Source organism: Microcystis aeruginosa FD4, assembly GCF_009792235.1.
Classification (GTDB): Bacteria; Cyanobacteriota; Cyanobacteriia; order Cyanobacteriales; family Microcystaceae; genus Microcystis; species Microcystis viridis.
The window spans coordinates 2,192,046-2,206,068 of sequence record NZ_CP046973.1 but is presented as its reverse complement, the minus strand read 5'-3'; the positions used below and the strand labels follow the sequence as shown (position 1 = coordinate 2,206,068).

The 14,023-nt window shown below is 41.8% G+C and carries 10 protein-coding genes and 1 pseudogene; 4 read left to right on the top strand and 7 right to left on the bottom strand.

All coding sequences use genetic code 11. The features are described 5' to 3' along the window. Nucleotides 1-324 precede the first annotated feature (324 nt). Nucleotides 325-3,783 carry a type ISP restriction/modification enzyme gene (locus tag GQR42_RS11195; RefSeq protein WP_158200046.1) on the bottom strand — a complete coding sequence of 1,153 codons (3,459 nt, stop codon included), beginning with the start codon at nucleotides 3,781-3,783 and terminating at the stop codon, nucleotides 325-327. Between the two features lie 493 nt (nucleotides 3,784-4,276). On the opposite strand from GQR42_RS11195, the gene GQR42_RS11190 reads away from it, so the two are divergent. Together GQR42_RS11190 and GQR42_RS11185 are read left to right on the top strand one after the other, a co-directional pair. Beyond that, complete coding sequence (locus tag GQR42_RS11190; protein ID WP_158200045.1) at nucleotides 4,277-4,525, top strand: type II toxin-antitoxin system RelE family toxin; 249 nt, start codon at nucleotides 4,277-4,279, stop codon at nucleotides 4,523-4,525. Nucleotides 4,526-4,540: 15 nt separating this feature from the next. Continuing rightward, nucleotides 4,541-4,741 (top strand): type II toxin-antitoxin system Phd/YefM family antitoxin, encoded by a 201-nt coding sequence (locus tag GQR42_RS11185; RefSeq protein ID WP_158200044.1) that lies wholly within the window; start codon nucleotides 4,541-4,543, stop codon nucleotides 4,739-4,741. On the opposite strand, the gene GQR42_RS11180 is transcribed toward GQR42_RS11185, so the two are convergent. From GQR42_RS11180 to GQR42_RS11155, 6 genes and pseudogenes are all read right to left on the bottom strand, one after another. After that, on the bottom strand, nucleotides 4,699-5,070 hold the full coding sequence (locus GQR42_RS11180; protein ID WP_158200043.1) for a DNA cytosine methyltransferase: 372 nt from the start codon (nucleotides 5,068-5,070) through the stop codon (nucleotides 4,699-4,701). The two genes, GQR42_RS11185 and GQR42_RS11180, sit on opposite strands and share 43 nt — an antisense overlap. A gap of 178 nt (nucleotides 5,071-5,248) precedes the next feature. Next, complete coding sequence (locus tag GQR42_RS11175) at nucleotides 5,249-5,572, bottom strand: type II toxin-antitoxin system Phd/YefM family antitoxin (RefSeq protein WP_158200042.1); 324 nt, start codon at nucleotides 5,570-5,572, stop codon at nucleotides 5,249-5,251. Next, entirely contained in the window at nucleotides 5,572-5,751 is a 180-nt protein-coding gene (locus tag GQR42_RS11170) for a hypothetical protein (protein WP_158200041.1), read from the bottom strand. Before GQR42_RS11170 ends, GQR42_RS11175 begins: the two co-directional genes overlap by 1 nt. A gap of 64 nt (nucleotides 5,752-5,815) precedes the next feature. Continuing rightward, nucleotides 5,816-6,595 (bottom strand): FkbM family methyltransferase, encoded by a 780-nt coding sequence (locus tag GQR42_RS11165; protein ID WP_158200040.1) that lies wholly within the window; start codon nucleotides 6,593-6,595, stop codon nucleotides 5,816-5,818. 222 nt (nucleotides 6,596-6,817) lie between these two features. Next, nucleotides 6,818-11,419, bottom strand: coding sequence for a glutamate synthase large subunit (gene gltB / locus GQR42_RS11160; RefSeq protein WP_158200039.1), 4,602 nt, complete (start codon nucleotides 11,417-11,419; stop codon nucleotides 6,818-6,820). A 462-nt stretch (nucleotides 11,420-11,881) separates the two neighbouring features. Beyond that, nucleotides 11,882-12,826: pseudogene (locus tag GQR42_RS11155) on the bottom strand (IS630 family transposase); the annotation flags it as partial. A 457-nt stretch (nucleotides 12,827-13,283) separates the two neighbouring features. Here GQR42_RS11155 and GQR42_RS11150 point away from each other — a divergent pair. After that, nucleotides 13,284-13,766, top strand: a complete 483-nt coding sequence (locus GQR42_RS11150) for a photosystem I reaction center protein subunit XI (protein ID WP_158200038.1) — start codon at nucleotides 13,284-13,286, stop codon at nucleotides 13,764-13,766. Between the two features lie 56 nt (nucleotides 13,767-13,822). After that, nucleotides 13,823-13,939 (top strand): photosystem I reaction center subunit VIII, encoded by a 117-nt coding sequence (locus GQR42_RS11145; protein WP_002737043.1) that lies wholly within the window; start codon nucleotides 13,823-13,825, stop codon nucleotides 13,937-13,939. The last annotated feature ends 84 nt before the right edge of the window (nucleotides 13,940-14,023 follow it).

Here is a 14,023-nt window from a genome sequence, read left to right as displayed (position 1 = left end):
AGCTTTTAATCTATTTTACCTTTTTCATCCCTGAAACTGAACCTCTCTATTCTAACTTAAGCGATCGCATTTTGAGAATTTCCCGGTTCTAGAGCAACCCAAGCCAAAAAAGCCAAAGATCTTCAACTTTTGATAACTGTTCTGAGTCCAGTTCACCTAATACCATAGGAAAAAAGCTACTCATATAATTGCGTTGAATATCTGTTTAAATCTTAACACAGTTTTGCTGTAGCAGGGTTGTCAGACTGTTATCGTGCCGATTCCGAGTTGGTCTATAGCTTGATTTTAACCAATTCTAGGAAATGACAGGTTTCAATCATTTAATTAAAAAGAATACACGGCTGTTTTGATATTTTGATAGTTATCATCTAGTTCTGATTCTAAGAGAATAATCGCAGTAATTCTTCTAGTCATCTCGCTTACTTCCTGCACTTCTGGGATAGTTAATCCCCGTCCTAATAATTTTTCCTCGCGATAACTTAGCCATTTTTTAATGACTTGATAACCCCCGATGGTATATTCCCATACCCGGGATGGTATATTTTGCCAATAGGCTCGATCGTTGAGATAAATATCATAGGTTTTTGTTCCTAATAATTTTCGCATTTCTGGGCTAATTACGCTCATTTCTGCGGTCGTATATTGTCTTGCGATCGCTTTTCCTTTTCCCGGCATTGTCACGCCATTTTTACCCCCGTGTCCCCAACCGACGTTAATAATTAAATCTCCCTGATCTGGGTTTAAATTTACCCCATCAGTGCAGGAAATCAAGGCGATTTTTTGCAGTGCAGGAGTCGGTTTTTTTGTCACTCCTATAACGGAATTTTCTGTGTCTAAAAGAGAGGCGATCGCTTGTCCTAGTTCGGCAGATTTAATTAATAATTCTTGGCTCTTGGGAAGGGGAATTCTTGGAAAGTCTTGACGAATACCGTCGGCATTTTCCCGAAGATACAAGGGGGAGTAACCAATAGCTAATGCGTGCAGCCAAATTAAGGAAGCATTCTCAATATTTTCCTCGAGATTATTAATACCAATTTGCTTTAAGTATTGACGAGATTTCTCCGAGAGATTAGCTGTTATTTTAACAGTTGTATAACTTTCAACATTAAATAATTTATCTTGTTTTTTTGCTTCATGTTTCGCAGAAGGATAAATTAACATGGGAAATGCAACTGCATGACCTCTCATACAATCCCTAGCAAAAAGACTTTGAGTAAATAGAAATGGAATTCCTTCTGGTTGAGCAACTCCTTTAGAACGACTTAATAAAAATAAATTTTTATATGTGTATTGTACATATAAATCTGGCCTTACTCTTTTCCAAACATTAGGGGCTAAAGTAATATAACACCATCTTGTATCATAGGGACGGAAATTATATCTTTTTAGGTTATTTTCTTTAAACGAATCTAATTGATGTGCTTTTTTTCGTACAGTTTTAGCATCAAAAGACGCACTATCTCGACTTAACCCAGTTTTTAAAGTTAAAAATTCATCCCAGTCAGTTGTTTTATCAAAATACTTTTGCATTCTTAATGATAAAACATCTTGCTCACAATCTATAAGTGCATTTGCACGATCTTCATCCATACCCTGTAATGGAATAATTAATGATGAATCTTGACAAGATAAATCTGTTAACTTTGGCCATGCTAAATAGTGAGAAGAAACATCGGAGGGACGGAAAGAATAGCGATTAGACTTTTCTGGGTTAGAGACTTGATAAAAATCATCAAAATCTTGATTATTTAAACTATCTAATAACTGTTCTCGTTTAGAAACTCCCCAGAAATGGCGAAAATAGACATCAATATTTTTATTCCTTACTTCCTTTCTTACCATTAATCCGATAGTTGTCCCGACTCGAATTCCTTCCTTATTGTATTGAGTAGAAAAAACACTAGGATCGGGATTACCTTCGGGGGTTAACTTTCCTGTTTCCCGACTATCACCATTAAGACAATCAAACCAAAGACGATCGAATTCTTGTAAAAATCTTTGCCGCATCACCACAAAAGAAGGATCAGCGAGATAGGAAAAATTAGAAATATAACAAACAACTCCTTTACCGGTATTTTCAGAGATACATCTTTCTGCTAAACGAAAAAAGCGCACATAGAGATCATCCAAATTAAACTTTTTAATCCCCCAATCGGAGATCAAACCCTGTTTATATACTTCCACTAAACCTGCTTCTTCCGTGGGACTGGTTCCAGCAAAAGCATTGTAGGGAGGATTACCAAGAATAACTAAAATCGGTTTACCGCGCTTAACTTCATCAGCTGCCTCTCGTTCCTGATTTAACTCCGGAAAATTTAATTGTAGCTGTTGAATTTTCTGTTTGCTTTCCTCGTCTGGGGGTTGCCAACCGGTTAAAGCATTAGTCAGATAAACCCCGACGCGTTCACTATCTTCTATTAAAGGTACACCCAAACTTTGCAGGAATAAACCTAATTGTAGATGAGCGACGACAAAAGGAGCGGTTAAAATCTCGAAACCGAAAATTCTTTCTATGGCTGCTTTTTTCACCAAAGCCATGGCTAAAGCACCCGCGCCATTTTCCTGTAAAGTATCGGTAATGTAGCGCAAAACCTCGACTAAATAAGCGCCGGTTCCACAGCAAGGATCGAGAATATAAACATCGGGATTAGCTAAACCGTCCTCGATATTTAATTCTTCTCGTAAAACTCGATCGACTCGCGCTACCATATAGCGAACAATTTCCGGAGGAGTGTACCAAACTCCCAATTCCTTGCGTAAATCGGGATCAAAAGCTTGCAGAAATGGTTCATAGAAATACTGTACCGCTTGTCCTTCATCGAATTGACGAAAAAATTCCTCTCGTCGGACTCGATTTAAAGCTGCACCGGTCCAGTTCAAAACTTCTACTAATCCCAAAGATTTTAACTTACTCGGTGCGGCGATCTGCTCAAAAAGAATCGCTAACATGGGAACATGGAGATAGTAGGCTGCTAATTTCCAATCGAAATTATCCTGGCGATCGGGGTTTTGCTTGTGCCATAATACCCAAGCAGAAAATAAACCATAAAAGAGGGTTTGCACGAGGGTAGAACGAAAAAATTTATCTCCGCGTTCCTGTTCAAATTTGATACCTAGGGCATTTTCTAAAGCTTGACGAATATTGGCCAGAGCGGGAAGATCGGAATGATGTTCTAAACGTGCTTTTGCGTCGCGCGCATAGGAAGCGAGGAACCAAGCAACATCAGCCGGTGAGGTGATAGGAGCCGCCTGTAAAAGCACTCTCTTTAGGTATTCTAAGAGGCTATCACCCTGTTCGGCGGCAAATTTGGATGGATTTGAGGTTTTTAGCCAAAACTCGGCTTCTGACGGGGCTAAACTATAGGCTTCTAATTCTACCGGTTGACCTTGGCTATTGCGACCAATGAGCAGAAAATTGCGATAATTGGTGACTAATACTTGACCGTATTTTTGCCAGTATTTTTGTACTTGCTCGCTGGCGGCGATTTTTTTGACATCTTCTTTGGTTCCCTTAATCTCGATCGCGCCTCTTTCGGGAAAAACCGCCGTAAAAGGCTCTAATTCTTGATTTTTGGGGAATTGATCGACGTTAAAAAGTCCCCCGTCCGGCAATCCCGCACCCTGATTTCTGAGGTTGATAATGCAGCGCACTCGCGGTTTTAGGGTTTTACCGATTTCGTTGAGGAGAGTTTCGAGAGTGCCGTAGTAGGAGGTTTCTTTTACTGCTGCTTGGGAGGAGTGGATTTCTTGCAGGTTGCGAAAATAGTTGACGAGGGGATTCATGAGGAGTCTTGTAAAAATCAATTGTTGTTAGGGTTAGGAGTCGGTCGTCAGGAGAATTAAGAATGAATAATAATTAACTAAATAGTCTATTTACATATTTTATGCCATTTAATCCTTATTTTTGCCGTTTTTGAACCCTCAAAAATTAATTAGGCAATTAGCTGAATCTCCCCCCCTTGCCTGATCTCAACAAGCAATTTAAATGCTTAATAGCTTATCAAACCCAGAAATGCCAGCTTTTGTAACAAAAATTTACATTAGGACGACTGCTCCTTGCTCCTGGTGCAACTAGATGTCCTAACTTGACAACATCTACCTTACTGCTTGTTCTAAGGTTTGCCCATCACTATAAGATGTTTTATTTGGGCTTGATAGCCCACCTCAACCTGATTGAGGTACAATTAATAGATTTCTGGCAAAAGTCCTAAATACCTCAATCCAAAATCGAAAATTAGAAATCGTCAATTTCTCTGATTTATGCAAGAGGTCTAATGTGAAATATCAAATTCAATTCAAGCCTAAAGCTATCAAAGACTTAGAAAAACTTTCTTTTCAAGATCGGACTCGGATTATGGCTAAAATTGAAGCATTGAAGGATAATTTACAAGGAGATGTCAAGCAATTAAAGAATTTTACCCCTAATTATCGGTTAAGGGTGGGTAACTATCGAATTCTATTTGAGGTTGAAGAAATCAGTTTAGTGATTTATCGTGTTAAACATCGACAAAATATCTACAATTAAATTAAGGAGAAAACAATGATTGAATTACATCCTGAATTCTTAATCAAAAATGGCAAAAAAGAATTTGCTGTTTTAACTTATGAGGAGTTTATGAAAATTAAAGAAATCTTAGAAGACTTAGAGGATTTGGAAGATTTAATACAAGCAAAAGAAGAAGAAAAAAATAGTCAAACTTATTCTCTAGATGAGGTTAAGAAGATGCTAAATATTGATTGATTGCTTGTATCTTGCTTTAATTCCACTATTTCGCAGATGGGAAAAAATAGAGTTCCCCTTGTATCTCTAAATCTGGCTCGTTTTCCAGAAATGCTAAAGGGTTGACAGGGAAATCCTGCTGTCAACACTTCAAAATCAGGCAGGTCATGGATAGCAATTTTCCTAATATCTTGTTCGGGAATTTCTTGAAAATTATTGAAATATACTTTTCGACAGTTATCGTCTATTTCACAAGAATATACACAGTCATAACCAACGCTCTCGAAAGCTAATCTAAATCCTCCAATACCAGCAAAAAGATCGATAAATCTGAGTTTTTCGTTTGTCATTGCAAAATGATGACACCAGAGATAGCCAAAGTAAATATATCCTAATTTTACCAAATGTTCCGACTTATGCAGCGATAAAAACTGTAGTCTAGATAATTAATGTTAATATGCCCCGATATAATCAATTTGGAGATACTGGATTAGGGATAATTCAGGACAAACTCGCACAATTTCGGTTTCAGACTTCTGTGGCTTTTTCTTGCTCAATCTCGGTCTCCAATTCTTGACGTAATTCTTCTAGAGAAGTGGTGGCAGCTGTCTGAGATAATCCTTCTTTTGACCAATTTAAGGCCTGAAAAAGTCGTTGAGCATTAGCTGGAGAGCGCAAAAGATAAACTTCTTCTAATAAAGCGGATAATTCGTCAGCAGCAATCAAGGCCACATCATGATGACCCTGACGTTGGACAATAACGATCGAGTTTCCCAGTTCTACTTGTTCTAAAACCTGAATAAAATGTTCCTGTGCTTGGGTATGGCTAGTATAGGTGGTGGGGATGGCCATTAATCAACTCCGCAGAACGTAGGTTGGGTTGAAGCATGAAACCCAACTCGCGGTTTTAGGGTTTTACCGATTTCGTTAAGGAGAGTTTCGAAAGTGCCGTAGTAGGAGGTTTCTTTTACCGATGCTTGGGAGGAGTGGATTTCTTGCAGATTGCGAAAATAATTGACGAGGGGATTCATAAAAGTGGCAGGAACATCACCCAGTTAAGAATAATTACCCAGTTACGAACAGAGTGCCGAATCTCTAATACATAGATCGCAAAGTTCTGTAATAACTGCATTGATTTAATCCATAGATTTTTTGAAAAGATTTATGAATGTAAAAACTATCCAATCCAGGAATCAACTTAACCCATATATATCCTTTTTGGATTAACAGGTTATGCAGAAATTCACTCGGTCTCTCGATAGTCATACTATTAAAAATATACTTGTCAAAGGGGAAATCTGCGAGAATTCTCGTTTCAGCACCTTCTACATCTATAGACAGGTAATCGATCACCTCGGGAGCTTTGTGTTCCTCTAAAATATTCGCTAAAGTTTTCGTTCTTAACAGTCTGACTTCTGCATTTTTAATGTTTTTTTTTCTGTTATCGGTATCTTCATCGATAATTCCTCCATGAAGATCGCTGCAAATAAAATCAATTTCTTTCTCTCGGTCATCCACACAAACATTCAAGCAAATAGCACTTCTATTTATTTTTAGCTGTTCAAAATATATCGGGTTTGCCTCAATACAAATGCCCGACCATTGATAGCATTTTTCTAACAAATAAGTGTTATTGATTTTTATCCCATCCGCAGAACCTATCTCGACAAAATAACCCTTCTCTTTGTGATCGAAGGCCTCATTAATGACCCAGTAGTCCTGTGCAGCTTGCGATAAACTTTTTCGACTGGTAAGTCGCTTCTCCCGTAAAATTTTATATAAAGAACTCTGGTTTAAAGAATCGATAATATTTTGCGGCAATAACTTTTTAAAGCTATAGGCGGAATCCCCTAAAATCTTATTAATGTTTGGCATTTTGAGTTCTTACGGTCTTGCGTAAAGTATATCTAAAGTGTCTGGTAAATTCTACCATGGATTTTTCAAAAAGTCAAGGGGTATTTTATCGGAGATACGGCACAAAATGTTCTTGTGCTTGGGTATAGCTAGTATAGGTGGTGGGGATGGCCATTAATCAACTCCGCAGTCAAAAAATTAATCAATGGGTGCGTTGACAAAGCGCAACGCACCCCAAAGAAATTACACCGAAGTTAAGGTTTTCTCCGTGCTAATTTGCGCTTCGGGACTATCCGCTTCCGAGGGGGGAACCACTTGCCAGAATTGACCGAGATAGCTATCCCAATTAGCTAAAATTAACTTACCCTTGGGGCTATTAGTGCGTTCTACATGGGCCTCAATTAAAGATTTTAACTGTTCCGCACCGGCAGCCGTGCCAACCCGTTGAATCTTGACAATTTCGGGGTTAAGTTTCTCCGGTAGGGACGGATCAAGAATATAAGCTAATCCTCCCGTCATCCCGGCGCCGACGTTACGACCGACGGAACCAAGCACGACAATTACCCCCCCGGTCATATATTCACAGAGGTGATCCCCGGCCGCTTCGATAACTGCTTTCGCGGTGGAATTGCGGACAGCAAAACGTTCACCAGCGCGACCATTAGCGTATAATACCCCACCGGTGGCCCCGTAGAGACAGGTATTACCGATAATAGCGTTATCTTCTGGCTGATAGTTGGCGTTTTGGGGCGGTACGATGACAATTTCGCCACCGTAGATGCCTTTACCCACATAATCGTTAGCTTCTCCCTCTAAATGGAGATTGACACCGGGTAAATTAAATGATCCGAAACTTTGACCAGCTGCACCCTGGAAATTGAGCTTAATTTCGCCTTCAAAGCCGTCATTACCGTATTTTTGGGCAATTACCCCCGCAATTCTCGCCCCGACGGAGCGATCAGTATTGACAATCCTGTAGGTTTTGCTGACGGTTCCCTGTTGCTCGATCGCCTGTTTAATCTCGCTATCTGCTAGAATCTCGTCATCGAGAACAGCACCGTTACTATGTACTTCCTCGTGCTGCAACCAAGAGCGGTCTCGGCCATCGGGTAAATTCAACAAACAATCGAGATTGAGGGATTCTGTCTTAGTTAAACGAGCATCGGAGCGCACTTTTAACAGATCTGCCCGGCCAATCACCTCATTTAAACTGTGATAGCCTAATTTCGCCAATAATTGCCGCGTTTCCTCAGCCACCAAAGTAAAGAAATTGACCACATGAGCGGGAATTCCTGGAAAACGAGCTCGCAGACGTTCCTGCTGGGTAGCGACTCCCACAGGGCAATTATTCGTGTGACAAACGCGGGCCATGATGCAGCCCTCGGCAATCATGGAAATGGAACCAAAACCGAATTCCTCCGCACCCATGAGAGCAGCCATGAGGATATCCCAACCGGTTTTCAGTCCCCCATCTGCGCGCAAAATCACCCGATGACGCAGTTGATTTTCCATTAACATCCGATGCACTTCCGTCACTCCCAATTCCCAGGGACTACCCGCGTGTTTAATCGAACTTAGGGGTGATGCACCTGTACCACCATCGTGTCCGGAAATCTGGATAATATCAGCGTTAGCTTTGGCAACTCCGGCCGCAATTGTGCCGATACCGATCTCAGCCACTAATTTGACGGAAACTTTGGCCCGGGGGTTAATTTGGTGTAAATCGTAGATTAATTGCGCTAAATCTTCGATCGAGTAGATATCGTGGTGAGGAGGGGGAGAAATCAAAGTTACTCCCGGTTTCGATCGCCGTAACATGGCAATATAGGGACTGACTTTTTTCCCGGGTAATTGACCTCCTTCTCCCGGTTTTGCTCCTTGGGCCATTTTAATCTCTAGCTGTTTTCCACTCATTAAGTATTCGGGAGTGACTCCAAAACGTCCCGAAGCTATCTGTTTAATGGCCGAATTAGCCGTATCACCGTTTTTTAAGCCGTTTAGATGGGGCATAGTCACGGAATGTCCTTCTACATCCACATCGCTTAAGCTGGTGTAGCGGATCGGATCTTCTCCTCCTTCTCCGGAATTGGACTTACCTCCGATGCGATTCATGGCGATCGCTAGGGTTTCGTGTGCTTCCCGGCCCAAGGCACCGAGGGACATTCCCCCTGTGCAGAAGCGTTGCAGGATACTTTCGATCGATTCTACTTCCTCGATGGCAATTGAGGCGCGATCGCTGTTAAATTCTAATAGATCGCGTAAAGCGGTGAGAGGTCTTTGCTGCAAGATTTGACGATAGGTTTCGTAATGGTCATATCCTTCACCTTGGGAGTGAGCAGCCACTGCTTTATGGAGTGCTTTCGCCATTTCTGGCGAATTCATGTGGTATTCTCCCCCCGGACGGTAGTTGACAAAACCGTAGTTTTCTAGTTTTTTGGCCGTAAGATTGGGGAAAGCTTTGCTGTGGAATGCGATCGCTTCTTGGGCCACTTCAGCAATGCTTAAACCACCGATGCGACTGGTAGTACCGTTAAAAGCTAGTTTAACTAAATCTGCTGATAATCCGATCGCCTCGAAAATTTGCGCCCCATGGTAGGAAGATAGCAGAGAAATACCCATTTTCGAGAGGATTTTCAGTAATCCTGCTTCTACGGATTTGCGGTAATTAATTAGGGCTTTTTCGAGGCTAATAGCTTCTAATTTGCCGGTTTCCATCAATTTCTGGGTTTTTGGCTCGATCCACCACTGGGCGATCGTTTCTAGGGCCAGATAGGGACAAACTGCGGAAGCACCATAACCAATTAGACAAGCGAAGTGATGGGTACTCCAACATTGGGCCGTATCGATAACGATCGAAGCTTTTAAACGCAAGTGTGAGCGAATCAGGTGATGATGGACAGCACCAACGGCCAATAAAGGGGGAATATAGCTAGTTTTTTCGTCAATAGGATTAATTCTGTCACTGAGAATTAAAATTTCCGCTCCCGATGCTACTTTCTTGGCGGCCTCAGCACACAAATTAGCGATCGCATCTTCTAATCCCTGCGGTCCGGTGGTCAGATCATAAAGGGTAGAAAGTTCGGCTGTTTTGTAGCTAGAGGTTTTAACTTTGGCTAATTCCGCATTATTGAGCAGAGGAGAGTCTAATTTCAGTAAATGTGCGTCATCAACCCCCAATTTCAGGATATTACCCCGTCGTCCCAGATACATAGTCAGGGACATGACTAAACTTTCCCGTAAAGGATCGATGGGAGGGTTAGTAACTTGGGCAAAACGTTGTTTAAAGTAATCGTAGAGAAGATGGGGTTTACTGGAGAGGACTGCTAGGGGAGTGTCATCACCCATACAGAAAGTCGGTTCTTTTCCCTGTTCTGCCATGGGAACGATAATCATATCCACATCTTCGGATGTATAACCGAAAGCGGTTTGCAGGGGAAGGAGATTGCTGGGAGCGGGAATGTCTATCGCTGTTTCTTTGTCAATCAAGGTGCGTTGGGATTGCACCCATTCACCGTAGGGATTAGCTCGGGCAATTTCCTGTTTAATCGGCCAATTACGCTTAATTTCGCCTTTTTCTAGGTCAACTGCGATCATTTGACCGGGGCCGAGACGACCTTTTTCCATAATGGTGGTTTCATTGAGGGGAATAGTTCCCGCTTCCGAGGAAACGACGATATAACCGTTGTTAGTAATGCTATAACGGGCCGGTCGCAAACCGTTACGATCCAAACAAGCGCCGACGATTCCCCCGTCACTAAATACCAGTAAAGCTGGACCGTCCCAGGGTTCCTGTAAACCGCTATAGTATTCGTAAAAGTCGATAATTTCGGGATAATCCTGTAAATCCGGCTGATTATTGTAGGCCTCCGGCACTAGGATCATAGCTGCTTCTAGGGGACTGCGACCAGTTCTCACCAATAATTCTAGGGCGCTATCGAGGTTATAGGAGTCGCTGTTAGCGGGGTTAACAATGGGGGTCAGGGATTGTAATTCTTCGTGGGTCCAACCTTCGGTTTCTAAAGCGGGTTCCCGGGCCGACATCCAGTTAATATTGCCCAAAAGGGTGTTAATTTCGCCGTTATGACCCAATAAGCGCATCGGTTGAGCGAGGGGCCATTTTGGTTGGGTATTGGTGCTAAAACGTCGGTGATAAATAGCGAATTGACTGCTATAGGCGGGATTTTGTAGGTCTAGATAGAATTCTCGCAGGATTTCGCCCCTTACCATGCCTTTATAGACAAGGGTACGACAGGAAAAGGAACAGAAATAGAAATCATCGGCCAGTTGCTTCCCGACTTCAGAACGGGCAATATAGAGTAGGCGATCGAATTGAGAACCGGCTAAATCGGGGGAAGTAACCAGAATTTGCTCGACAAAGGGTTGATTTTCCCTTGCTTGTCGGCCGAGGGTTTCAGGACGGACGGGAACGGTACGCCAGCCTAAAATCTTAATATTATATTTATTGACAATTTCCTCGATATGTGCTTTAGCGTCGGCTCGTTCTTGGGTTGCTTGGGGAAGAAAGACCATACCCACCCCTAGACGCTCAGATTCTGGCATATTTAAGCCATTTTCGGCGAACCAAGGAGCGAGGATAGCTCTAGGGATAGCGGTCATTATACCAGAACCGTCACCGGAATCCTGATCGGCGCTGCAGCCTCCCCGGTGTTCCAAACAACCGAGGGCCGAAAGTGCCTGTTCAATCAGTTGATGGCTACCCGAACCGCGCACATCGGCAATAAAACCGACTCCGCAAGCGTCCCGTTCTTCTACGAGCCATGGGGGACCCCAATAGGGATCAATTTGCTGAATATTGTCGATTTTTAGGTTATTTTGTTGCGCCATAGAAGTTATCCTTACGGTCGTTGTCTAGAAGGGTGAGATAGTTGGTCTGCTGAAAGGGTCAATCTAGAATAGAATTTTTTTTGCTCTTGCCGTTTCGATTGTCGCTGATTTTTCCTAATTTTTGCCTGTTGCCATCTTTATCTTGGCCGGTCTGAGGAATCACAGGTGATCTACCATGATATAGTAGCTCTCAGGAATTGTCATCGAAAATCCCCCAGGAAGGATGGGGGTGAAACACCCTGTCAGGTGCTTATTTTGGCAGAATATTGTCGGATTATCAATGCTAAGACGCAGATTTGAACCGCAGACACGGGTGTTTTTAGTCCTGAGCGAATATTTCAGTTAAAAGTCTTTCTATTCTAGGTTCTACTGCTTTTAAGTTAGACAGTTGGGGATGATTGGGAGAGCAAACTTTTGTAGTCAGACTTTGGAGAATTGGTCTAAAAAGTGTCTTTATATACTTTAGACGTTGATAATCTGAGATTTATTTAACTTCTGAAATCGTAGAGTGAGCAAGGAATCAAGTTCTTTTTTATGTTTCAGATGGGCATCATTCAGACATCCATCAATAGCGGAATAAAACTCAGAAAAGTTTTCATAATATTGACCAGACAAACATTTCTTTTTGACCAATTTACACCGCCTTTCAATTAAATTTAGATTAGGCGAATAAGACGGCAGATAGAGTAACTCTATTGACAAAGAGCAAATTTCTCAACAATTTTACATTTTTGATAGCGGGCATTATCACTAGAGTGATGGGAATAGTTAGTCCTAAACCAGCTATTTTTTTAAGAAGTCACAGACTTGCTGTAATATAAGTGTCATTTGTTACCATAATAACTTCATGAGTTATCCCATTTAATACTCCTAAAACATTAAAGCATTTACGCCCGTTCGGGGACTTAACGAAAAGTCTCTCAAAACACCAATACCGAGAAAAACTCCCATAACCAAGGGAGCGGCATCAACAAAAAAAACAGCCCTTTTTCCTTCTTTAGCATTATTTAGTCTCGGTTCTAGCTTTTTTTATTTGTAGTCTTCTTGTTCATCCTGGTCAGCTTTAGAAGGAAGAGAACCTACTTTTAAACATTTCATTTCCAGGGATTTTAAGAATTTCCTTACTTGGGGAGGACTTCCTTTTATTCCTGTCAATTATTCTCTTCTATACACCGCTTCATTTATTGTGGCTGGTGGATTCTTCTCAAAATATTTTTTGATTGTTTCTCTTTGAGACTGTAATTCACTTTTAAGGCGATAGAAGTTGATTTCTTTTAATTTTTCTCTTCCGCCTTCTTGATCATCTCGAAGATAAGTTAATAAGGTATTTGGCGAGATTCCTGCTAACTGACAAATTTTTTGGTGCGGTATTTTTTGACTCTTTAACCAAAGAACTTCCATCTTAAGTAGGGAGGGACAATTATTTGTAGGATGGGTTAGCGCACTTCGTAACATAATCGGGCGTTGGGTTTCATGCTTCAACCGTTCGGCAAAAGCTCACGGCCGAAGCCCAACCTACGTTCATCTTATATTTAATTCCACCCACCCACTTAAGTTGAACCCGGGGATGGGGATGATGAAATCGGCCTTGTCTTTGAGTAAAAAATGCAAGTTATAGCCGTCTAGAGTAGAGAAGGAAAGACCAGAACTAAAGTATTATGAATTTGTCTCCCCATCACCCCATCACCCCAACCCCCAACACCTGTCTGCCGAGAGAAATGTAACGAATTGTGAGAGTTTCAGCCGTCAACCCTTGAAAACTCGATCGATGGGGTTGCTTGAAGTAATTCTTAGGCCTAAAGTGTAATCTTAAAGTTTTATGATCAATTTTCCTGTTGATCGGAAAAAGGAGAACTCAAACACAATGGCTGAAACTGGATACAAACAGGTGGTGACACCCTACAATGATGATCCGTTCATTGGTCATCTAGCTACCCCCATTTCCGCTTCTGGTTTTACCAAAGCTTTTATTGGTAACTTACCTGCCTATCGTCCCGGTCTAGCTCCGATTCTGCGCGGTCTAGAAGTGGGTATGGCCCACGGTTATTTCCTCGGTGGTCCCTGGGTTGTCCTGGGTCCCCTGAGAGACTCGGAATATGCTAATCTTGGCGGCTTAATCCCCGCTTTGGCCATGGTTCTCTTGGCTACGGGTTGTTTAGCTAGTTATGGTCTTGTCTCCTTCCAAGGTAAGGCCGCTAGTGGTGATCCTCTGAAATCGGCGGAAGGTTGGAGTCAATTCGCCGCTGGTTTCTTTATTGGTGGTATGGGTGGCGCTTTTGTGGCCTATTTCCTCCTAGAAAATCTTGGTGTCGTTGATGGCATCATGCGCGGGGTTTTTAATCAATAATTAACCCTTTTTCTACCTGTTATCATTTCCTTATTTTTTTCCTAGGAGCATTTGACATGACTGGTGCCTACGCAGCTTCTTATCTGCCTTGGATTTTAATCCCGATCGTCTGTTGGTTAATGCCAGCCGTAGTGATGGGTTTGTTATTTATCTATATCGAGAGTGAATCCTAATTTAGCCTAGGATTCCTACAATTAAGGACTTGAAAATTAGCTATTTTATAGTTAGTTTTCAAGTCCTATTTTCTGGCGAAAAGA

Coding starts and splice junctions, on each gene's coding strand:
- GQR42_RS11185 (WP_158200044.1), top strand. CDS start 4,541: ATGATTGAATTACATCCTGAATTCTTAATCAAAAATGGCAAAAAAGAA.
- GQR42_RS11175 (WP_158200042.1), bottom strand. CDS start 5,572: ATGGCCATCCCCACCACCTATACTAGCCATACCCAAGCACAGGAACAT.
- gltB (WP_158200039.1), bottom strand. CDS start 11,419: ATGGCGCAACAAAATAACCTAAAAATCGACAATATTCAGCAAATTGAT.
- GQR42_RS11150 (WP_158200038.1), top strand. CDS start 13,284: ATGGCTGAAACTGGATACAAACAGGTGGTGACACCCTACAATGATGAT.
- GQR42_RS11165 (WP_158200040.1), bottom strand. CDS start 6,595: ATGCCAAACATTAATAAGATTTTAGGGGATTCCGCCTATAGCTTTAAA.
- GQR42_RS11170 (WP_158200041.1), bottom strand. CDS start 5,751: ATGAATCCCCTCGTCAATTATTTTCGCAATCTGCAAGAAATCCACTCC.
- GQR42_RS11195 (WP_158200046.1), bottom strand. CDS start 3,783: ATGAATCCCCTCGTCAACTATTTTCGCAACCTGCAAGAAATCCACTCC.
- GQR42_RS11145 (WP_002737043.1), top strand. CDS start 13,823: ATGACTGGTGCCTACGCAGCTTCTTATCTGCCTTGGATTTTAATCCCG.
- GQR42_RS11180 (WP_158200043.1), bottom strand. CDS start 5,070: ATGACAAACGAAAAACTCAGATTTATCGATCTTTTTGCTGGTATTGGA.